The organism is Colwellia piezophila ATCC BAA-637 (assembly GCF_000378625.1).
Taxonomy (GTDB): domain Bacteria; phylum Pseudomonadota; class Gammaproteobacteria; order Enterobacterales; family Alteromonadaceae; genus Colwellia; species Colwellia piezophila.
This window is the reverse complement of record NZ_KB905177.1, coordinates 1-22529: the sequence shown is the minus strand read 5'-3', so window position 1 is coordinate 22529 and position 22529 is coordinate 1. Positions and strand designations below refer to the sequence as shown.

19 protein-coding genes are annotated in these 22529 nt (G+C 39.7%); 6 read left to right on the top strand and 13 right to left on the bottom strand.

Going from position 1 to position 22529, the window contains the following annotated elements; translation table 11 throughout:
* Positions 1 to 253 precede the first annotated feature (253 nt).
* Both pgm and seqA read right to left on the bottom strand, forming a co-directional pair.
* A complete protein-coding gene (gene pgm / locus F580_RS0121900; protein ID WP_019029906.1) occupies positions 254 to 1915 on the bottom strand; it encodes a phosphoglucomutase (alpha-D-glucose-1,6-bisphosphate-dependent) in 1662 nt (553 codons plus the stop codon).
* A gap of 111 nt (positions 1916 to 2026) precedes the next feature.
* On the bottom strand, positions 2027 to 2659 hold the full coding sequence (gene seqA, locus F580_RS0121895; protein ID WP_019029905.1) for a replication initiation negative regulator SeqA: 633 nt from the start codon (positions 2657 to 2659) through the stop codon (positions 2027 to 2029).
* Between the two features lie 284 nt (positions 2660 to 2943).
* Here seqA and F580_RS0121885 point away from each other — a divergent pair, with 284 nt between their 5' ends.
* From F580_RS0121885 to fur, 5 genes are all read left to right on the top strand, one after another.
* Entirely contained in the window at positions 2944 to 3732 is a 789-nt protein-coding gene (locus tag F580_RS0121885; protein ID WP_019029903.1) for an alpha/beta fold hydrolase, read from the top strand.
* 212 nt (positions 3733 to 3944) lie between these two features.
* Positions 3945 to 4166: a DUF2788 domain-containing protein gene (locus F580_RS0121880; RefSeq protein WP_026301606.1), complete on the top strand. Its 222-nt coding sequence runs from the start codon at positions 3945 to 3947 to the stop codon at positions 4164 to 4166.
* Between the two features lie 3 nt (positions 4167 to 4169).
* On the top strand, positions 4170 to 4451 hold the full coding sequence (gene ybfE, locus F580_RS0121875) for a LexA regulated protein (RefSeq protein WP_019029901.1): 282 nt from the start codon (positions 4170 to 4172) through the stop codon (positions 4449 to 4451).
* Between the two features lie 38 nt (positions 4452 to 4489).
* The gene (gene fldA / locus F580_RS0121870; RefSeq protein WP_019029900.1) at positions 4490 to 5014 is read left to right on the top strand and encodes a flavodoxin FldA; all 525 of its coding nucleotides are present in this window, start codon (positions 4490 to 4492) and stop codon (positions 5012 to 5014) included.
* A gap of 185 nt (positions 5015 to 5199) precedes the next feature.
* On the top strand, positions 5200 to 5643 hold the full coding sequence (gene fur / locus F580_RS0121865; protein WP_019029899.1) for a ferric iron uptake transcriptional regulator: 444 nt from the start codon (positions 5200 to 5202) through the stop codon (positions 5641 to 5643).
* A 402-nt stretch (positions 5644 to 6045) separates the two neighbouring features.
* Here fur and F580_RS0121860 read toward each other — a convergent pair whose 3' ends face one another.
* Positions 6046 to 6615 (bottom strand): PhnA domain-containing protein, encoded by a 570-nt coding sequence (locus F580_RS0121860; protein WP_019029898.1) that lies wholly within the window; start codon positions 6613 to 6615, stop codon positions 6046 to 6048.
* 447 nt (positions 6616 to 7062) lie between these two features.
* Between F580_RS0121860 and sstT the strand changes: the two genes are divergently transcribed.
* Positions 7063 to 8286 carry a serine/threonine transporter SstT gene (gene sstT / locus F580_RS0121855; protein ID WP_019029897.1) on the top strand — a complete coding sequence of 408 codons (1224 nt, stop codon included), beginning with the start codon at positions 7063 to 7065 and terminating at the stop codon, positions 8284 to 8286.
* Between the two features lie 140 nt (positions 8287 to 8426).
* Here sstT and tilS read toward each other — a convergent pair whose 3' ends face one another.
* The 10 genes from tilS to bamA form a co-directional block, all read right to left on the bottom strand.
* Positions 8427 to 9779, bottom strand: coding sequence for a tRNA lysidine(34) synthetase TilS (gene tilS, locus F580_RS0121850; RefSeq protein ID WP_019029896.1), 1353 nt, complete (start codon positions 9777 to 9779; stop codon positions 8427 to 8429).
* Between the two features lie 56 nt (positions 9780 to 9835).
* The gene (gene accA / locus F580_RS0121845; RefSeq protein WP_019029895.1) at positions 9836 to 10792 is read right to left on the bottom strand and encodes an acetyl-CoA carboxylase carboxyl transferase subunit alpha; all 957 of its coding nucleotides are present in this window, start codon (positions 10790 to 10792) and stop codon (positions 9836 to 9838) included.
* Positions 10793 to 10902: 110 nt separating this feature from the next.
* Complete coding sequence (gene dnaE, locus F580_RS0121840; RefSeq protein ID WP_019029894.1) at positions 10903 to 14469, bottom strand: DNA polymerase III subunit alpha; 3567 nt, start codon at positions 14467 to 14469, stop codon at positions 10903 to 10905.
* Positions 14470 to 14496: 27 nt separating this feature from the next.
* Entirely contained in the window at positions 14497 to 15159 is a 663-nt protein-coding gene (gene rnhB, locus F580_RS0121835) for a ribonuclease HII (protein ID WP_019029893.1), read from the bottom strand.
* 31 nt (positions 15160 to 15190) lie between these two features.
* The gene (gene lpxB, locus F580_RS0121830; protein ID WP_019029892.1) at positions 15191 to 16384 is read right to left on the bottom strand and encodes a lipid-A-disaccharide synthase; all 1194 of its coding nucleotides are present in this window, start codon (positions 16382 to 16384) and stop codon (positions 15191 to 15193) included.
* 138 nt (positions 16385 to 16522) lie between these two features.
* Positions 16523 to 17293 (bottom strand): acyl-ACP--UDP-N-acetylglucosamine O-acyltransferase, encoded by a 771-nt coding sequence (lpxA, locus tag F580_RS0121825; protein WP_019029891.1) that lies wholly within the window; start codon positions 17291 to 17293, stop codon positions 16523 to 16525.
* A 34-nt stretch (positions 17294 to 17327) separates the two neighbouring features.
* Positions 17328 to 17783: a 3-hydroxyacyl-ACP dehydratase FabZ gene (gene fabZ / locus F580_RS0121820; protein ID WP_019029890.1), complete on the bottom strand. Its 456-nt coding sequence runs from the start codon at positions 17781 to 17783 to the stop codon at positions 17328 to 17330.
* A gap of 124 nt (positions 17784 to 17907) precedes the next feature.
* Positions 17908 to 18957, bottom strand: a complete 1050-nt coding sequence (gene lpxD / locus F580_RS0121815) for a UDP-3-O-(3-hydroxymyristoyl)glucosamine N-acyltransferase (protein ID WP_019029889.1) — start codon at positions 18955 to 18957, stop codon at positions 17908 to 17910.
* A 47-nt stretch (positions 18958 to 19004) separates the two neighbouring features.
* Positions 19005 to 19514, bottom strand: coding sequence for an OmpH/Skp family outer membrane protein (locus F580_RS0121810; RefSeq protein ID WP_245560675.1), 510 nt, complete (start codon positions 19512 to 19514; stop codon positions 19005 to 19007).
* Positions 19515 to 19653: 139 nt separating this feature from the next.
* A complete protein-coding gene (bamA, locus tag F580_RS0121805; RefSeq protein ID WP_019029887.1) occupies positions 19654 to 22188 on the bottom strand; it encodes an outer membrane protein assembly factor BamA in 2535 nt (844 codons plus the stop codon).
* Positions 22189 to 22529 lie beyond the last annotated feature (341 nt).

Here is a 22529-nt window from a genome sequence, read left to right as displayed (position 1 = left end):
TAGATATTAGCTAGGCTTAATTATTTTTTTAGTATAGCCAATTTATACCTGGTTAAGGTATGCGGTAATAATTCCCTTAAACTTTACCTTTACGTCAACTGACATTCAATAAGTTACGACAATGAATTGCTATGCCAGACACAAAAAGTGAGCAATATTCTTTACAGTGAGATTAAAACAATGAAATGGGGGAGAATTGATGAAAAGAAAGAGTTATTACCAAGGGAAGTAATAACTCTTAAATAGCAGAGCCTTAGAGGCCAGCAGCTTTAAATGCAGCACTTACCATGGCTTGTGCCTCGATAATTATGCTTTGCAGATGTTCATCATCGATAAAGCTTTCTGCATAGATTTTATAGATTTCTTCGGTACCTGAAGGACGGGCAGCAAACCAACCGTTATCGGTAACCACTTTTATGCCACCAATAGCAGCATTATTGCCTGGAGCATGTGATAACACTTGAAGAATTTTATCACCGGCAAGACTTTTCGCACTGACATCAGCGCTTGATAACGCTGTTAATACGCGTTTTTGTTCTAAGGATGCCACCGCTTCTACTCGGCCGTAACATGGTTGACCTAATGTTTTAGCAAGCTCAAGATAATATTGATAAGGGTCTTTACCGGTTACCGCTAATATTTCGGCTGCTAATAAAGCTAAGATAAAGCCATCTTTATCCGTAGTCCAGGTACTGCCATCACGAGCGAGGAAAGAAGCACCTGCGCTTTCTTCACCGCCAAAAGCGTAACTTGCATCGGCTAAACCCTCAACAAACCATTTAAAACCAACAGGGACTTCTGATAACGGACGTGAAAGTTGTTTTGCAACTCTGTCGATCAGTGAGCTAGAGACTAAGGTTTTGCCTATTTTACAGGTTTCTGACCAATCTCGATGAGTCATTAAGTAGTGAATAGCGACAGCCAGGTAATGATTTGGATTCATTAAACCACCACTTGGCGTAACAATACCATGTCGGTCAAAGTCAGGATCATTGCCAACGCTGATATCAAAATCATCCTTAATGGCAATTAATCCTGCCATGGCATATTTTGATGAACAGTCCATACGAATTTTGCCATCTTTATCTAAGGGCATAAAAGCAAAACTGGAGTCGACAACTTCATTGACGACATTAATATTTAATTGATATTTTTCAGCAATTACTGGCCAGTAATCAATACCAGAGCCGCCTAAAGGGTCAACACCAATCGATATTCCTGCTTTAGCAATAGCCTGCATATCAATAACTTGATCAAGTTGATTAACATAGTCACCAATAAAGTCTTCTTTGGTGAGCAATGCTGAGTTTACTGCTTCTTGGTAAGGCAGTTTTTTAATATCAACTAAGCCCGCAGTTATTATCTCATTCGCGCGCTGCTCAATTTTTTTGGTGATGCCACCTTCTGCCGGGCCGCCATGAGGTGGATTATATTTAATACCACCATCGCTAGGAGGATTATGCGATGGCGTAATAATAAGGCCATCAGCCACCTTGTCAGCATTGGTTTTATTATGAGTAATGATTAGACGAGATATTACCGGTGTCGGGGTAAAGCCCCTTCCTGATAACGCGTCATTTTGGACAACAACATTAACACCGTTAGCAATAAGCACAGAAATAGCACTAGCAAAAGCAGGCTCAGATAATGCGTGGGTGTCTTTACCTAAGAATAACGGACCAAAAATATTATTTTCTCTGCGAAACTCAGCAATGGCTTGGCAAATAGCGATTATATGATGTTCATTGAAACTACGCTTACTGGCACTACCTCGGTGACCCGAAGTACCGAAAGTCACTTTCTCTGTTGCTAAACTTACATTGGGAGTCTGTAAGAAGTAATCACTAACTAACTGGCCAATATTAATTCTATCTTCGGGACGGGCAGGTTTGCCGGCAAAAGGGTGGATACTCATATCATATTCCTAATTATTATCAGTATTATACCCGTTACCATTCAAGATACAGGTTTCAGAGTGCACTTTGATTGGTAACAGGTATTAGCTAAAGTCATTTCAAAAATATAGCTAAAGTAGTTCTCTAATTTTTTCGACATCGCTGTCGCTGTAACCTAATGAGATGGAGGCTTTGGTTAACATCATCTTTTTACGTGTGGTGTTTGAATTAGTGATAACCCAAAACGGACTTTCTGGAATTTGACGTGGTTTAGTACTACTACCACTTTCTGCCAATTTATTCTCGCTATTAGCAAAGTATAATCGGTCACGGCCACTTATTTCAGTGACAATATCAAACTGCTCAGGATGAGCACGATATAATGCCGCAAGGATTAGTAAAAATCGCCCGACAGCACCGCGTTGCATGGCAAGCTCTTCTTTATTAATAAAGTTAAAAACAGTTTCACTGCTTTGCGTTATCACTTTAGGGGCAATAATCTTTTTAGGCTCTGCAGACAACGCCCCGACTATACTCGCCACTGACGCTTCTGGTTGAGCAAGAGATTCAAGGGTTGCCGGCTCTGAATTTTCATTGAGGGAAACAGGCTCATTAACGGTAACAGTTGCCTTAACAGTTTCGACGTCAACCGCTACACCTAGCTTTAACAAACGGCGTAAGATAGCAGAGGCACTTTCTCCAATATATTGAGTATTAGTGGCAATGTACTGATAAAGCTCTTCATCTATTTCAATGTTTTTCATTGTTACCCTTAACTTAAATAATTCGCCGAAGATTATATAGGGAAATGACAAATGGTTGAACTTATTTATATCCATTGACGTTTAAAGTGAGCAATTCAGTTATGATTTTAGTGACAGTTATCCTAAGTATACTGACCTGACTAACCTTTTTCATCACTACGAATCGAATTGAAATAATTAAAATAAAGTGAAACTTCACCCTTATTGGTAACGGCTACCCTTGCAAATAGCCGATGAAAACATGACAATATCGCTAATACTAAAGCCACTAAAGCCACTAAATAATGACATCACAAGCACCACTCCTCAATTATAAACAAAGCGGCACTGGCGAACACCTTGTTCTTATCCATGGATTATTCGGTAGTTTAGAAAACCTCAACATGGTGGCCAAACCCTTAAGTAGCTCATATTGCGTAACCAGTGTTGATGTAAGAAACCATGGCGCTTCATTCCATGCTAATACCATGGAATATACTGAACTGGCACAAGATATTATCAATTTATTAGATCACTTAAATATTGAACGTTGCTTATTACTCGGTCACTCAATGGGTGGTAAAATAGCCATTCAAGTCGCATTAGAACAGCCCCAGCGTATCAAAAAATTAATTATTGCTGATATTGCGCCGGTAAGTTACCCGCCTCATCACTTATCAATTATTGAAGGCTTACAACGCATTGACTTGTCATCGGTATCTAAACGAAAAGATGCGGATGTTCAATTAGCGGCCTATGTAGATAATATCGGCGTTAGGCAGTTTTTATTACGTAATTTAGCAAAGAATGAACAAGGTGATTATGCCTTTAAATGTAGTCTGAGTAATATTGGTTTATGCTACCACCAAATAATGAAAGCAAATAATATTTCTACCGGGAAGGCTGCTTATACTGGGCCGACTTTATTCATTAAAGGTGGCAACTCTGATTATATCTTACCTAAGCACAGAGCGGCTATTGCCACTTTATTACCTAACAGTAAAGCCAAAATAATCCAAGGCGCAGGCCATTGGCTCCATGCAGAAAAAACCATCGCATTCAATAAAATTGTTACTGATTTCATTAAGGTTTAGCTAAGTGATTAAATTGTGTAAACGGTGTTTTGATAGTCAGTTTTCAATCTCATTGATAAAGTACAAAATATTTAACAATGGTAAGTTCTTTTGTCATTAATTAACCATTAGCTTCAAATGCTAATGGTTTGGTGTCAATGATATGCTATAATGCTGCCAATTTTTTGGCCTTAATGTTTTTGGCCTTAGTGTATAAGAAACAAGCAACCACTATGCTAGCAGAACATTTAGAACTTATTGAGGCAATCGGCCTTAATTTATTTTTCCTTTTTATCTTTGGTTTCATTGGTTTATCAATTCATGATGTCATGAATAGTAACGATGTCCCAAAAATGGGTAAAGTGGTGGTATATTTTGTATTGTTTTTCGGCTGTGCAGGTTTCATTGCTAAAGGCATTATACAGTTTGTCTGGGAAAGTCAGGGGGTTGGTTAACTCATGGCTAAAGAAATCGCAGATTTAACGACTATTGACCTGTTTAGTGATGAAAGACGTCCCGGTCGTCCGAAAACAAATCCCAACTCACGAAGTGTACAGATAAAAATTAATAAACGTAATCAAGTAAAACGTGATAAAAACAACGGTTTAAAACGTGTAGAGTTTAAAGTTCATCACAGTTTATTTGAACAATTAGAACAGTTAGCTAGAACTCAAGATATGAGTCGAAGTGAATTAATAGAAGCGCTACTGATTGAGTCATTAGCCGCACACGTAAAGTAATATATTCTTTTAAAGAAAGCACAATAAGGTAACATCTCATGGCAATCGTAGGTTTATTCTTCGGCAGTGATACAGGTAACACTGAAGCAATTGGTAAAATGATCCAGAAAAAACTGGGCAAACAAATGGTTGACGTAAAAGACATCGCCAAGAGCACTAAAGAAGAAATCGCTGAATTTGATTTACTTATTTTAGGCATACCTACCTGGTATTATGGTGAAAACCAATGTGATTGGGATGATTTCCTCCCTGATTTAGAAGAAATAGATTTTACTGACAAATTAGTGGCTATCTATGGTTTAGGTGATCAAGAAGATTACTCTGAATACTTCTGTGATGCGATGGAGCCATTACGCGACATCGTTGAGAGTAAAGGTGCTATCGTTGTCGGTAACTGGCCTACAGAGAGTTATGAATTTGAAGCTTCAAAAGCGCTTGTTGATGAAAATACATTTATCGGTTTATGTATTGATGAAGACAGACAAAGTGAGTTAACTGAAGAGCGTGTTGATAAGTGGATAACTCAGTTGAATGATGAAATGTGCTTGGCGGAGTTAGCTTAGAAAATTTGTTATACCCTGCTTAAAGTAAGGATATAATTGAGAAAAGCCTATTTATTGGGCTTTTTTTTTAACTTTAATCGACCAAAGTGAACAATTTCATCAAAGAACAAAACTAAAGCTTTTCTCTTTCTCGATAACCCCCTATAATTTTGCTATTAAATTACTTATCACTTTAGAGACTTAATATGGCTGGACAAAACGAAGAACTTAAAAGAGCTGGATTAAAAATCACCCTGCCTAGAATAAAAATCCTAAGTATTCTTCAACAGCCAAATAATCAGCATATCAGTGCTGAAGATGTGTATAAAATATTACTAGAGCAACATGAAGAAATTGGCTTAGCTACGGTATACCGTGTATTAAACCAATTTGATGATGCGGGTATCGTTACCCGTCACCACTTTGAAGGTGGAAAATCAGTATTTGAATTAGCCCATAAAGCGCATCATGATCATTTGGTTTGCTTAAAATGTGGTAAAGTTGTCGAATTTGAAGACGATGTCATTGAAGAAAGACAAAAAAATATTGCCGTAGCTAACAAAATCAAACTAACCAACCACAGCCTATACCTTTATGGTGAATGTGAAGATCAAGAGGCTTGTGAGTCTTTTAGGAAGAAAAATCAATAAAAGCCTTTAACCTATTCGCTTTTATCGATTCTACAATTTAAAAACGCTGTGATAGCAATATCACAGCGTTTTTTAAACTCTTAACTTTATTCATGCCACGTCAGTCGTGGTGAAGTAAAGCCTGTTTGATACCAAGTTGATTAAGTTCTTTCCCACTCAGCGAGAATTAAAAGGCTTAGAGGCAAGGCATTGATTGAAGATAATGGTTATTCCCTTGTCAAAATCAATAACGCAGCATGTAAGCCTTTTAAACTCGCCCTCTGGGAGCTTGCTCGATGCCCACTAACATCGTTAAATTTATTTGATTTAGAATGACTAAACCGAAACAAATCCCCCTTGTTATTGAACATTGAGCAGAGCTCTGAGTTGGGAAGAAATTTAATCAAATTGGTATGATATTTGTTAAGCTTTTTTCAAGTAAGCTGAGACCAAAACAATACGGGTACCGTTAACTTTACCTTCAATATGCTCCGGGTTTTCCGTTAAAGTAATGCCACGTACCAAAGTGCCTTGTTTAGCGGTAAAGTTTGCCCCTTTAACTTTCAAATCTTTGATTAAGGTGACATTGTCACCATCTTGTAACTCTGCACCATTACTATCCCGTGTAGGTCCATTAGTACGCTCTGCCGCAATGCCCTGCTCCGCCCAGGTTTTAACTTCATCTTCCAAGTAAATCATCTCTAAAGCATCTTGCGCCCAACTTTCCGTAGAGAGCTTGTGCAACATGCGATAAGACATAACCTGCACTGCCGGCTCTTGATTCCACATACTGTCATTTAAGCAACGCCAGTGATTTAGATCTAACTCACTTTGGCCTTCTATTTGTGCTAAGCAATTTTGACAGACATAAATTGACTGCTGAGCACTTAAATCACTTGTTGGTGGTACAGGATAAACGGCTAGGGTATCGGTACTGGTACAAAGTTCACAGCTATTATTACTACGGGTTTTTAATGCTTGTTCTGCAGGCATAGTATTTCCAAAGAGATTGGTTATTTTAATAAGGTAATTATACGCGCATCGCCTTATATTTCTATGAAAAAACGCGCTTTAACGGTTAATTATTCATGGATAACAATTAGAGCAACGTCACCAATTTTACCCGCACTCTGCGTTATCTTAGTCGGATAAAACAAATAAAATTTGTCATGGTCTAGTTATTCAAAATTGAACACCTTGGTATCGTTTTTATTTTACCAAGTAAGCCCCAAGGGTGAGCTTAAAATACGGCTATGACGGGTGATTGATTTTGACAAAGGAAATAACCATTTTTAGCAGCCAAAGCCTTACTAAGAAGGCTTTTAATTATCACTGAGAGGCAAGAAACTGAATGAATTTGTTATTAGCCCTAGACAATGACTATTCTTCAATGATAAAACTCCCACATAATTAAAAAATCACCGAGTAACAGGCTAAACAATGAACAACGCAACGATACCTAAAACATCTTTTATTCAAAAATTAAAATCGACCAGTTTGGTCAGCCAAATAATTGTCGCAATTATTTTAGCTAGCCTATTAGCAACCTTAGCACCCGAGTCAGCATTAGCATTTGGTATACTTGGCAGCTTATTTGTTAGCGCATTAAAAGCGGTTGCTCCCATTCTAGTCTTGATATTGGTTACCTCAGCTATCGCTAATCAAAAAATAGATAGTAGTGCCGAATTAAAACCTATCGTCAGTTTATATCTCATTGGCACCCTCAGCGCGGCTTTTGTTGCGGTGCTGTTAAGTTTTGCCTTTCCGACTGAGCTTACTTTAGATTTAGCCGGTGCTAATGCTAACCCACCACAAAAATTAACCGAAGTATTAGCCAGTTTAGCTTTCAAGGTTGTTGAAAACCCGATAACGGCTGTTGCGACAGGAAACTTTATTGCTGTACTTGCTTGGGGGCTAGGTTTAGGTTTCTCTTTGAAGCATGCCAATGAGTCGAGTAAAGCCATGGTGCATGATTTAAGTGAAGCCATTTCAAGTATTGTACGTCTGGTAATACGCTTTGCTCCACTGGGTATTTTTGGCCTAGTGGCAAATACTGTCGCTACTACCGGGTTTAGCGCTTTAGCACAATATAGCCACTTAGTAGCAGTATTACTTGGTGCAATGTTAATTATTGCCTTACTAGTAAACCCTATCATTGTCTTTATTATCACAAAAAAAAACCCGTACCCGTTGGTTTTTACTTGTCTTAGAGAGTCTGGTATTACTGCCTTTTTCACTCGTAGTTCAGCGGCAAATATCCCGGTGAACATGGCCTTATGTAAAAAATTGGATTTACATGAAGATACTTATTCAGTCTCAATTCCATTGGGCGCTACTATTAACATGGCCGGCGCAGCGATTACTATTACGGTATTAACCTTAGCTGCGGCGAATAGTTTAAATATTGAAGTGAGCTTCGCCACTGCTATCATTTTGTCAGTGGTGGCCGCTATTTCCGCTTGTGGCGCATCTGGAGTGGCCGGTGGCTCACTATTACTTATTCCACTAGCCTGTAGCTTATTTGGCATCAATAACGATGTTGCTATGCAAGTTGTTGCTATTGGCTTTATTATTGGTGTTATTCAAGACTCTGCTGAAACAGCCTTAAACAGTTCTACCGATGTTGTGTTCACCGCGGCCGTATCGCACCATATAACTAAATAAGTACTTATAAAAAGCCATATATTCAAGCGTTGAGATTAAAGAGCGAGTTAAGTCGAAAGAGATTAATCGATAAAAACAAAAGGCCCATGCTTCCTAGGTAGCATGGGCCTTTATCGATCAGTAACACTATTTAAATAGGGTTACTGATGGCAGATGACCTGCATACTTTTTTCATTAGGCCGTGCGATAAACGACTGACAGATGAAATGACCTATTGCAGCGACTAGTTCATTATCATAATACAAAAAAGCAATACGTTTACGTTGCCATGGCGGAATATGTAACTCTTGTAATACCTTCTTCAAGCTTCGCGAGTGCTGTCTAAAGTCAGGTAAGCACTTAGGGTTACTATGACTAAAGCGCACTACGACTTGCTGTCCTAATTTAGGTAAACAAATACCTGACAATTCATTATAGTCAGCGGCAATGTGTTTGAAATATAACGCACCTAAGTTATCCGGCAACACTATTTCTGTGACTTCTTTTGATAAATCAATAGGCCGTTGCCAAGCACTTAAATCACTATATTGAGGCGTTAAATACAAGGTATTTTTAAAGCGTCTCAAAAAGTGATTTGCCACTTTTATTTCAGGATTCTTATCACCGTCCGCGGTCAGTTGCTGTCTCACCTGTTTTAGTTGCTCGGTACTTGGCATTAAACAATGATTAATTGCCATAAAATAGCGAATTAAGTTATTAAAGCGGGCTGACGATAAATTGGTTAGCGTTTGAATATGTAAACTTAACTCACTGGCTTTACATGCGCTTAAATCTTGCTCCGCCAGTTCATCTAGTAACTCCTGGCTAGCTAAACAATGGCTGGCACTACGGTTGATGGTATTATTGATACTAGGCCAACGAGCACGCAATAGTGGCATTATCTGCTGTCTAATAAAATTACGATCAAAACAAGTATCTTCATTTGACTCATCTTCCACCCAACTTAGCTGATGCGCTTTAGCATAGGCTTCGATTGCTAGGCGAGAGGTGGTCAGCAGAGGTCGAACCAGTATGTGCTTACCAAGAGGTATTTGCTCTGACATAGCAGATAAGCCTTTTAAGCCTGCGCCACGCTTTAGCGCTAATAAAAAAGTCTCGCTTTGATCATCGCTATGGTGCCCCGTTAACACTAAGGATTTTTCATTGCTCAGTGATTTAAGCGCCGCATATCTTGCTTCACGAGCCAAGGCTTCCAGTGATAATTGTGCTTTTGGCTGAACATTGACGCTTTTAATAACGAGACGCAGAGAAAGCTTATCGCACTCTTGGTGAGCAAACTCTTGCCACCGTTGGGCGTTGTCGCTCAAGCCATGGTTAACGTGACAGACGGTGATTTTGTTATTAATAATTTTTTTTTGCTTCAAGTGAGCTAAGGCGTGTAAAAGTACTTGTGAGTCGATACCGCCGCTATAAGCAACAATTAACTCAATATCACCATGAGTGTTTGAAAGGGACTTTATAGTGCTGTGAAGGGATGAGGTTATCTTATTCATAAGAGAAGGCCGACAAGTATATCCATGCTAAATGAAAATACTGTCGGCTACTTTATTTAGCAATAGCCAAATGACATTAATCTTTCGTAGCGTTTTTCTACTAGCTCATCTTTACTTAAGCCTTCTAAATCGTTTAGGTCATTTATCAGCGTTTGTTTAAGGTGTGCTGCCATAAGATCCATATCTCGGTGTGCTCCACCTAATGGCTCTTCAACAATAGTATTAATTAAATCTAACTCTTTAATACGCGTTGCAGTAATGCCCATAGCGGCTGCAGCCGTTGGTGCTTTATCAGCTGTTTTCCATAAAATTGACGCACAACCTTCAGGAGATATAACTGAGTATGTGGCATATTGCAGCATGTTCACTCGGTCACCAACACCAATCGCTAACGCACCACCTGAGCCACCTTCACCAATAACGGTACAGATAATGGGTACCGTTAATCGCGCCATTACTTTTAAGTTACGCGCAATGGCTTCACTTTGACCACGCTCTTCAGCACCAACGCCAGGGTAAGCGCCTGGTGTGTCGATAAAGGTAATGATAGGCATATTAAAACGCTCAGCCATTTCCATTAAACGTAACGCTTTTCGGTAACCTTCTGGACGCGGCATACCGAAATTACGCTTGATTTTCTCTGGCGTTGAACGACCTTTTTGATGACCTATAATCATCACAGGCTTACCGTCTAAACGTGCAGTACCGCCAACGATGGCGCGATCATTTCCATAGGCACGATCACCCGCAAGTTCATCGAACTCGGTAAAAATACGTGGGATATAATCTAAAGTAAAAGGACGTTGTGGATGACGAGCTACTCGTGCAGTTTGCCACGGGTCCAAATTAGCAAAGATCTTTTTTGTTTGCTCTTTATTTTTTTCACGTAATTGGGTTATTTGTTCTTCAATGTCCAGATCAAGCTCTTGACCGTTATTGACTAACTCTAACTCTTCTATTTTTGCATCAAGTTCAGCAATAGGCTGCTCGAAATCTAAAAAGTTTAATGACATATTTATTTTTACCTAATAAATCTAGTTAATTTTTTAAAATCGTTGTTCACTACTTAACCAAAGTATCCTGAGTAATATACCTCTTCTCAATACTTTACGCTTAGCAGTTATTATTTAAATTCCATGGCGACTCGTTCTTCGCCAAGCAATGCTTTTAATTCATATAGTAACATATCGGTTGGCGTTACTCGCCATTGCACGCCTAACTCAAGCATAGCTTGAGCTTCTTCGCGCTGATAGAAAACCCGCACTGGACAGGTACCTTCTTTAAAAGGTGTTAATACCTGAGCAAACTGTTCGATAAAATCATCTGCTATCAAGCTGTTATCAACTTGAATATCAATAGAACTAAGATAATTTTCTCGCGCATCAGTGACGGTCATTATATCCCGAGCAGTCATTGTATTACCACCTGAATAATCATCAAAGCTGACCTGTCCGCTACAGACCAAAATAGCATCATTTACCAGCATCTCGGCAAAGCGATCATAGTCATCTGGAAAGAGACGAATATCCATGCGTGCGCTCTTATCATCTAAGGTCACTAATGCCCAGCGACGCCCGCGCTTATTGACTAACACGCGTACACCAATGACTAAACCAACGGCAACAGCTTGCTTATCTCGGCCCGTTGGCTGCATGGCGACCAGTCGACTTGAAGAATATTTTTTTATTTCACTTAAATAGCGATTTATTGGGTGGCCGGTTAAATAAAGTCCTAACGTTTCTTTTTCGCCGTCTAACCAAACCTCTTCTGCCCAAGGTTTCACTTCTTTAAAGCTTTGCCTTGAATCAGTTTTCTCATCATTAATTAAGCCAAACAAATCATTTTGTCCTAACGATTCAGCTTTGGCATGTTGCTCTGCCGCTTTAATCGCTTCAGGCAGATTGTCAAATAGCGCGGCCCGATTAGCGCCTTGCTCCTTGGTTGAGCCCTTTTTATACTTAGGACCTAAAGCGTCCATAGAGCCTGATTTTATTAATTTCTGTAAAACACGTTTATTGGTTTTCTTTAAATCCAAACGTGCGCAGAAATCAAATAAGTCAGTAAATGGTCCACCTGCTTGGCGCGCGGCGATAATAGCTTCAATGGGACCTTCGCCGACGCCTTTAACGGCGCCAATACCGTAAACAATTTGGTCGTCTTCATTGACGGTAAATTTATATTGCCCTGCATTAACATCCGGTGGCAATAAATCAATGTCCATATTGCTACACTCATCAACCAAGATAACAATCTTTTCGGTATTATCCATATCAGCCGACATCACTGCAGCCAAAAATTGTGCCGGAAAATGCGTTTTCATCCACAACGTTTGATAGGATACTAATGCATATGCTGCTGAATGAGACTTGTTAAAGCCATAACCGGCGAATTTCTCCACTAAATCGAAGATTTTCATCGCTAGTTCGCCGTCTACACCTCGATCTATAGCACCTTTTTCAAAGCCGGCTCGCTGCTTAGCCATTTCTTCTGGCTTTTTCTTACCCATGGCACGACGCAACATATCTGCGCCACCGAGTGAGTAACCAGCCAGTACTTGCGCTATTTGCATTACCTGTTCTTGATACAAGATAATACCGTAGGTTGGCTCTAACACAGGTTTTAAGTCCATATGTTGCCATTTTTCATCGGGATAACTAACTTCTTCTCGGCCATGTTTACGTTCGATGAAGTTATCAACCATGCCCGATTGCAATGGGCCTGGGCGAAATAAAGCAACCAGTGCGATAATATCTTCAAAACAATCAGGTTTGAGCTTATCTATTAACGACTTCATGCCGCTGGATTCAAGTTGGAATACTGCCGTAGTTTTCGCAGCAAGTAATACTTTAAAACTTGCTCTATCTTCAAGATCTATTTTGGTGATATCAATAGGTTCTTTACCGGCTTTAAGTAATTTCACATCAGCCATTTCAATGGCCCATTGTAAAATTGTCAGTGTTCTTAAACCTAAGAAATCAAATTTAACTAAACCGGCATCTTCGACATCATTTTTATCAAACTGGGTAACCGGATTTTTACCTTCATCATCACAATAAAGTGGTGCAAAATCAGTGATGGTAGTAGGAGAAATAACCACACCACCAGCATGTTTACCGGCATTACGTGTTGTGCCTTCTAAAATACGGCACATATCAATAAGATCTTTAACTTCGGTATCTTGAGCATAAAGCTCAGGTAACTTTGGTTCTTCCTCAAAGGCTTTCGCTAAGGTCATGCCTGGTGTTGGCGGAATAAGCTTGGAAATTCTGTCAACAAAACCATAGGGATGACCCAAAACGCGACCAACATCACGAATTACTGCTTTCGCCGCCATGGTACCGAAAGTAATAATTTGCGAGACCGCATCACGGCCATAAAGCTCGGCCACATGGTCAATTACTTCATCACGCCTGTCCATACAGAAATCTATATCGAAATCTGGCATAGAGACACGTTCAGGGTTTAAGAAACGCTCAAAAAGTAAATCATATTCAAGGGGATCAAGGTCGGTAATATTAAGTGAATAAGCAATCAAAGAGCCGGCACCTGACCCTCGACCTGGGCCAACAGGAATATTGTTATCCTTACTCCACTGAATAAACTCCATTACAATTAAGAAATAACCCGGAAAGCCCATATTATTAACAACTTTGAGCTCTATTTTTAAACGCTCGTCATAGGGCGCTCTAATTTGGGCAAAGTCATCGGCATTACGATCAAAAAGTTGGTCTAGACGTTTTTCCAAACCTTCTTCTGATACTTTAATAAAGAAATCATTAATCTCCAAACCTTCCGTTGGGAAGTCCGGTAATACATATTCACCTAGGGTTACCGTAACATTACAACGCTTAGCTATCTCAACACTATTCGCTAATGCTTCAGGAATATCACTAAAGATCTCGCACATTTCTTCTTCTGAACGTAAATATTGCTCTGTGCTGTAGCGCCTTGGTCGCCGTTTATCATCTAAGGTAAAACCATCATGAATAGCGACCCGTATTTCGTGGGCGTCAAAGTTTCCCGGTTCGAGGAACATCACCTCGTTAGTGGCAACTACAGGTAAACCACATTGGTCGGCAAGTTCTACAGCGAGGTGAATATAATTTTCTTCATCCTCTCGACCTGTTCTGATTAGCTCAAGAAAAAAGCAACGGTCAAAATGTTGCTGGTAAAAACTAACCATTTCAGTAACGAGTTCAGTATTCCCTTTTAATAAGGCTTTACCTATATCGCCTTCACGGCCACCCGATAGTATGATCAAGCCTTCTTTATATTCAACTAACCACAACTTATCAATAACAGCTTTATTTTGTATATGACCACGCAGGTAAGCTTTTGAGATAAGCTCAGTAATATTTTTATAACCGACATTATTGGTAGTAAGTACCACGATACGTGACAGTTCATCTTCAAGCTCCTCACTTTTCACCCAAAGGTCACAGCCGATAATAGGCTTTAGACCAGCGCCGTGAGCCGCATGATAATATTTAACCAGTCCGCATAAGTTAGTCTGATCAGTAAGGGCTACCGCTGGCATATTAAGCTCAGCAGCTCTCCCTACGATCGCTTTAACTTTCTTTAAACCATCGCACATAGAAAAATCACTATGCACACGCAGATGGACAAACTTGGGCGGCACAAACCCGTTTAACTCATCTTCGGCCAGTGTTTCGGTCATGTTATTAGTCATATTTCAGTCATGCTTTTATTCATGCTTTTATTCATGGTAAGTACCTAGCACTCGGGCAACAGGTTTAAAACTTTGTCTATAGCAGTCAAGTACGCCATGTTCAATAATTTTTTCTAAATGAAGTTTTGTTGGGTAACCTTTGTGTTGGGCAAAACCGTATTGTGGATGGAGCTTATCTAAGGCGATCATTTCGTCATCTCGTGCCACCTTAGCAATAATCGAAGCAGCACTTATTTCAGCAACTCTCGCATCGCCTTTCACCACTGCCTGACTCGAAATTTTACCACTGCCCTGCTCAAGATCCTCGGTATCACTGTTTGCCCTTAGAAATGTCGGACAACGATTACCATCAACTAGCACGAAATCAGGCTCAACACTAAGCCCTTCGACCGCTCTTTGCATGGCAAGCATAGTTGCGTGTAAAATATTTAAGGTATCAATCTCTTGTGGGTTAGCACGGCCTAATGACCAAGCCACTGCCTTTTCTTTTATCTCAATGGACAATAAAGCGCGCTTTTTTTCTGATAGCTTTTTTGAGTCCATTAGCCCTTCAATTGGATTCTCGGGGTCTAAAATGACAGCAGCCGTGACGACGTCTCCGACCAAAGGACCACGACCTACTTCATCAACACCGGCAATACAAAATGCTACCGGGTATTCAAATTCTGGGTATGTTTGCTTACTCGCCATAAGTTTAATCTTATTTTATATGTTAATTGCTTTAATTAGTGATAGAGGTTTTTGGGGATAGATCTTTTGCCGCTAACACATCAAGTACCGCCTTAGCCGCTTGTGCACTCGCATCACACTTTAATTGTTGATGAATATCAGTATAACTTTCATTCAGCTGATTTTGGTCTTGATATAAACGCGCTTTAATTAACGGCACAATATTGTCAGCACAGACTTCTTTTTGTAATAATTCAGGTACTAAAGACTTATTTGCTAATAAATTAGGCAAAGAGAACCACTTTAACTTGACCAACCAGCGAGCTAACATGAAGGTTACCGGGCTAAACTTATAACAAATAACCATGGGTCTTTTAATCAAAGCAGCTTCTAAGGTAACAGTACCTGAAGCGGTTAATAAACAATCACTGGCCGCCATAACGTCTTGGGTCTGATTGAGAATAACTGTCACGGCTAGGTCTGGGGCTAATTCGGCTTTAAGGCGATTAAATTGTTCAGTGCGCTTTTCACTGATCATAGGCGCGACAAAAAGTAACTCGGGGTCTTGCGCCTGTAATTTTTTGGCACTTTCAAAGAAGTCGCTAAGTAAACGCTCTAACTCACCACCACGACTACCAGGCATAAGCGCCAGTATTTTTTTATCCTGCGCTAAGCCTAACTTGTCTCTTGCTAGTGATTTATCACTGTACATAGGGATATCATCGGCAAGTGGATGGCCGACAAAAGTACAAGGAACATTGTGTTTGTCATAGAAAGATTTTTCGAAAGGCAATAACGCTAACACCATATCGGTAGCTTTTGCGATTTTAAATATTCGTTTCTCACGCCAAGCCCATACTGATGGGCTTACATAATGAACCGTTTTAATGCCTTTATCTTTAAGCTTTAATTCAAGACCGATATTAAAATCAGGCGCATCGATACCAATAAAAACATCCGGTTTATTGGTAGTAAAGAAATCAGTTAAGGTTTTACGGACATGTAGCAAGCGCCTTAAACGGCCAAGTACTTCGACCAGACCCATGACAGATAGTTCATCCATTGCAAAGAGACTTTCAAAACCAAGGGCTTGCATTTTCGGCCCGCCAATACCAATAAACTTGGCATAGGGGTGTGTTTGACGTAATGAGCTTATTAGGCCTGCGCCTAGGGTGTCACCTGAATGTTCACCAACAACAATAGCAAAGATAACGTGCTGGTGAGTATTTTGATTCTGAGCAGTCATAAGCGTTAAAGGTACTTAAAGTAAACGGTACCCGTAAACGATACCTTTGTCATAGTAACTGTACCTTTCTCAAAAAACTGTATCGGGGTACAAGTATTAACGGAACATGTTTTACGTACTAATTGTAATGTACGAACGTTAACGAATGATGCCGCGATTAGAATTTTTGATTGAATCACAAAAATATTGTAATTCTGGCGGTTGCTCAGGCATTTCACTGATAGTATTTAATGCTTCTTCAACTGACAAACCTTGTCGATAGAGAATTTTATACGCACGTTTAATGGTTAAGATAGTTTCTTTATTAAAACCACGGCGTTTTAGACCTTCACTGTTCAAACCAAAAGGTTTTGCTGGTTGCCCTGATGCCATAACATAGGCAGGCACATCTTTAAGTACTAAAGCATTACCAGCAATAAAACTATGTGCGCCTATATGACAAAACTGGTGTACTCCGACCATGCCACCAATGATGACGTGATCACCAACATGCACATGACCTGCAATACCGGCGTAATTAGCAAAAATACAATGGCTGCCAACGATACAATCATGGGCGACATGCGTATATGCCATAAACAAATTATTACTACCAATTTGCGTAATGCTGTTGTCTTGAATCGTGCCGCGGTGAATAGTACAAGACTCGCGAAAAGTATTATTGTCACCAATGACTAGTTCTGTTGGTTCGCCTGCGTACTTAAGATCTTGACAGTCTTCACCGATACTGGAAAATTGAAAGATTCGGTTACCTTTACCTAAGCGCGTTGGGCCATTGATAACCACATGAGAGCTGATTTCGCAGTTATCGCCAATGACCACATTCTTAGCAATATAAGTCCAAGGACCTATGGAAACATTTTTGCCAATAACGGCACCAGGCTCAATAATAGCTTGTGGATGAATCATAAATTTACTCTTGTTAAACTGCTTGGGGGAATAATTATTTTAAAACGCGACGAGCACACATAAGGTTGGCACTACAAACCACCTTGCCATCAACTATAGCTTCACCATAAAACTTCCACATGCCACGGCGTTCTTTAATAAAGGTAACGTGAAGGTGCATGGTATCACCGGGTAAAACTGGTTTTTTAAACCTAGCCTTGTCTATTGAGGCAAAAAGGTACATTTCATTCTCGTCGCGTCCCTCGGTACTTTTAAAGCCGAGAATACCCGTAGCCTGCGCTAGCGCTTCTAAAATCAATACGCCTGGGAAAATAGCTAATTCTGGAAAATGCCCGGTAAAAACTGGTTCATTTATTGTTACATTCTTAATGGCATGTAACGTTTTTCCCGGCTCATGATCAACAACTTTATCGATTAATAACATTGGATATCTGTGCGGTATCAATGTTTTGATTTCGTTAAGGTCTATTGGTTTTTTTACAGTATCCAAATGATTATTCCTTGTTGGATGTAGCGATTAGTAGATAACTAATCGCGGACACTATTTTGCATCAACGTCATCTTGAATGATGGAAGAGACTTTTAGGTATTTTACGCATTGGCGGGGTTAATAGCTAGTTTTTCGCGAGTAATTTTTCTAACTCTTTCACTCGTTTAGTCAAACTATCGAGTCGTTTAACTCTAGCATTAGTCTTGTTCCATTCTTTATTTGGCACTACCGGCATACCCGATGAATAAACCCCAGACTCAGTGATATCTTTGGTCACCATAGCCATCCCGGTAAAGACACAGTTATCGGCAATATTGATATGCCCGTTAACACCAACCAGACCCGCGATAGTACAATTCTTACCCATAACGGTACTACCCGCAATAACACTACAGGCAGCCATAGCCGTGTTCTCACCAACGATAACGTTATGAGCAATCTGGATTTGATTATCTAAAATAACGCCGTCTCGTATTTCAGTATTGTCTAGGGCACCACGATCGATGGTGGTACTCGCGCCTATTTCAACGTGATCACCAATAATCACACTGCCAAGTTGCGGTATTTTATGCCACTTGTATTGACCTTTAACCGGCGCGTAACCAAAACCATCGGAGCCAATCACGGTATTAGCTTGAATCAAACAATGATGTCCAATCTCGACTCGATGGTAAATGGTAATATTTGCCCAGAGTTTTGTCGACGCACCAATTTTAGCACCCTGGCCAATAAAACAGCCAGCACCAATACTGACGTTATCAGCTAATTGAGCACCTGCCTCAACCACCGTATTAGCACCAATACTGACATTTTCACCGAGTATGACATCATCGGCGATGACAGCACTGGTATGGATACCACAAGCAACTTTTGGCGTACTATCAAGCAAGTTCGCTAAAATAGCATAACCCATATAAGGATCGTCCATTACTAGCGCGGGTACTTGACATGACTCTGCTGCATCGGGGGAAACAATCACAGCACTGGCATTAGTCGTACTCAGTTGTTGAAGATATTTGCTGTTGGCTAGAAAGGCAATTCCACCTGGGCCCGCATTGGCCAACGTCGCCAAACTGGTTATTTGGCCTTGTTCGACTAATGCAGAATCGAGCATAGCCGGCACAATAAGTTTAGCGTCAAGTTTTTTAGCTATATCAGCTAATGTGTAATTCATATTGGTGCCTTTAACTGCAGTTATTTCTGGTGAGCAATAAATTTCGCTTATTTAAGCTTACTTACGTGCTCTACCACGATATCAGTAATACTGGCATCAGGTTTAGCATAAACAACACCTTGTTGATTAAGTACTAAATCATAGTTTTCTTTAACCGCAATGTTATCTACTGCTTGGCGAACCAAAGCAATGATTTTATTAGTCTCTTGATTTTGACGTTGCGTTGCTTTTTGTTGCAATGTCTTGCCTTTTACTTGGTACTCTTGAAATAAAGATTTAATTTTAGCGTTTAACTCTTCTTTTTCTTTCGGGCTCATCAGTGCGCCGTCACGTTTAAGCTTTTCTTGATAATATTTAATATCTTTTTCAAGTTGAGTAACGATAGCTTTCTCATCTTTAAATTCGGCTTCTAAGCTTTGCATTAAAGCAGCTGTTTGCGGTATTTTACCCATCACTTCTTGGAAGTTTACTACCGCAATTTTTTGATCTGCAGCCATCGCAGAACTCGCTAATAAGATACCTGATGCGGCTACGCCCATAACCATAGTTTTGATCACTTTATTCAATGTTGTTCCCCTTTATTTATAATTTATTATTTATTATTTATTTCTGACTATTTACACGGATAATTAGTTAGTCGGATAATCTAGCAATACTCATGCATTTTACGCAGCTAAACCCTACGTTTCAAAGTATTTAAAATGTTTTACCAATATTAAAGCTAAAGAATGTATCATCATCTCCTTCTTCTTTTCTAACCGCTCTAGCAAAACTGAAGATCATTGGTCCCATTGGCGATAACCATTGGATAGATAGACCCGCGGAACTACGAAAACGTGACGGATCCGAGTAGTCTTCAATTTTTGCATATTCATATTCAGCTAGATCATTGTAATTATCTAAGTTAAATTCAGTGTCCCAAACATTACCTGCATCGATAAATAAACTGGTACGGACGCTATTAGAATAGCTTTCATCTAGAAATGGTACTGGGAATATTAACTCTAAGCCAACCAGTGCCATCGCATTACCCCCAACAGAGTTTTCATTGACATAAATTGAATCGTATTCTGGTCCTAAACAACAGCCACCGGGAATCGGTTGCGGCAAACGGTATACTGCCCGAGGGCCAATAGTATTATTTTCAAAGCCACGTAAGGTATCCGCGCCACCCGCACTGAAGTTCTCCCAGAAAGGTAATAGTTGATCGTTACCATCTACTTCACCATAGCCATTCGCATAACCTAGCTGCATACGTGTTAGCACCGACCATTTTTGACTACGTGATAATGGGAAATAAAACTTAGCATCATAGTTCAATTTGAAATATTGCAAATCAGACTTTGGCGTGGTCATTTTTACATTTAATCTTTGCGATGAGCCTGCCGTAGGGAAAGTACCACGGTTAAGGGTAGTTCGAGATAAACCGATGCTAAGATCTAAGGTTTTAAACGTTAACTGACCATCAGGATCGTTCGGATCAGAATAAATATCATAAAAATCCTGGATTTGGTCATAGGCTTCTAGTTGAGATATTTGGTTATACTTCCAACCGACACCAAAGTTTAAACGAAGATATTCGTTAACTGGAAACCCCCAATTTAGCCCAACACCGAAGGTTTTATTTTTATAATCAACCATGTTGGCGTTACCGGCATCGTATTCACTAAAATAGACTTGCCCACCTAGAGAGACGGCATCAACGGTAAAGTATGGGTCAGTGTAAGAAATCGTGGCATTTTTTTGGTAATAGTTTTTCGCTATATTAAAGCCAAGTTGGTTACCTGTGCCTAAGAAGTTGTTTTGCTGAACACCGGCATTAATACTTAATTTAGTTTGAGATCCATAACCGATACCGGCATTGAAAGAGCCCGATGGCTGCTCTTTAACAGTAAAATCGATATCAACTAAATCGTCTTCACCTTGAATTTGTTTCGTTTCAAATTCAACTGTTTCCATATACGGTAACCGCATGAGCCATGATTTTGACGACTCTACCACGCTATTAGATAACCAAGCACCTTCCATTTGTCGCATTTCACGGCGTAAAACATTATCAGCTGTTACGTGGTTACCGGTGAAGTTTATACGGTTAACATAAACACGTTTACCGGGGTCAATTGAAATAGATAATTTAACGCTATGAGTTTCATCATCAATTTCAGGTCTGGTGGTCACTTTTGGGTAAGCATATCCATATCGCCCTAAAAACTTACTAATAACTTCTTCGGTATAAGTTACCTCAGCGCCATTATATAATTCACCCGCCTGTAATGGGTTGATTGCGCGAATAGTATTCTCAAAACCGGCCATATCACCAACAAAATCAACGTCACTGACGGTATATGTTTCGCCTTCGCTGACATTGAGGGTAATGTATACGGCTTTTTTGTCAGGAGTCATGGATACTTGAGTAGAATCTACTTTAAAACGTAAATAACCACGATTTAAGTAATAGCTATTGATGGTTTCCATATCACCTTGTAAGGCTTGTTTCTGATATCTGTCTTGCGCCATAAAGTTCCACCATGGCGAATCATAAGTGAGCACTATTTTATCTAGCAATTGCGCATTAGAAAAAACCTCGTTACCGACGATATTTATTTGCTTAATAGAAGCAGAGTCACCTTCAACAAAGGAAAACTCAAGGTTAACTCGGTTTCTTGGTAGATGAGTGATTTTAGCGGTAACTTTGGCATTGTATTTACCGACACTATGATAAAAATTTTCCAAGCCCATTTCTATGCCCGATATAACGGTACGGTCGAGCGTTTCGCCCACCCTAATATTGCTGCCATCAAGACTTTCGGTTAACTGCTCATCTTTAAGATCGCTGTTACCATCAAAGATAATTTCACTAATGGTTTCTCGCTCTTTTACCCGATAGACCAGGCGATTACCGTCACGATATACCCTGATATCATTAAAGTGACCTGATTGATACAGTGTTTTTATCGATTGGGAAATACGAAATTCATTGAGGTTGTCACCGACATTAAACGGTATATGCGTTAGCGCGGCACCTAATGCAACTCGCTGTAGACCTTTAACTTCAATGTCTTCAACTTGAAAGCTTAGTGCATTTTGAGCCTTGGGTATTGCGATGGCATCACCCTTTAGACCTTTAACGTCAATATCTTTAACTTGAAAGCCTTTTCCAGCTTGGGCATTTTGTGCTGATGTTCCTAACGCACCTAACAGGAGGGCAAAGGCAATTTTTTTCATGATCATAAATTATAAACTTCGTTACTTCTTTTTATAAAAACTATTAGCTACACACTCAAGACATTACTATTGCGCTAACTCTCAACTAAAATTACAAATAAATTACTTGCCTACACAATCGGGTAGTTTCCCCATTATTTCTAGGTTTTTTCTCGTTATACTTACGGCTTCAACCTAAAACGCGGCTGAAATCATTAAACAATCTAATGGCCCCTTAATGGTAAATAACCATCAATAAAGCTAAGGCTCCACACTTAAAACCAACCTCTTGCACTTTCTCAGGAACTTCTTTTCCCGTGAAAAGCGCTATAACCATCGATGTTGAGTAAGTGTTGTTCTATTCTTTA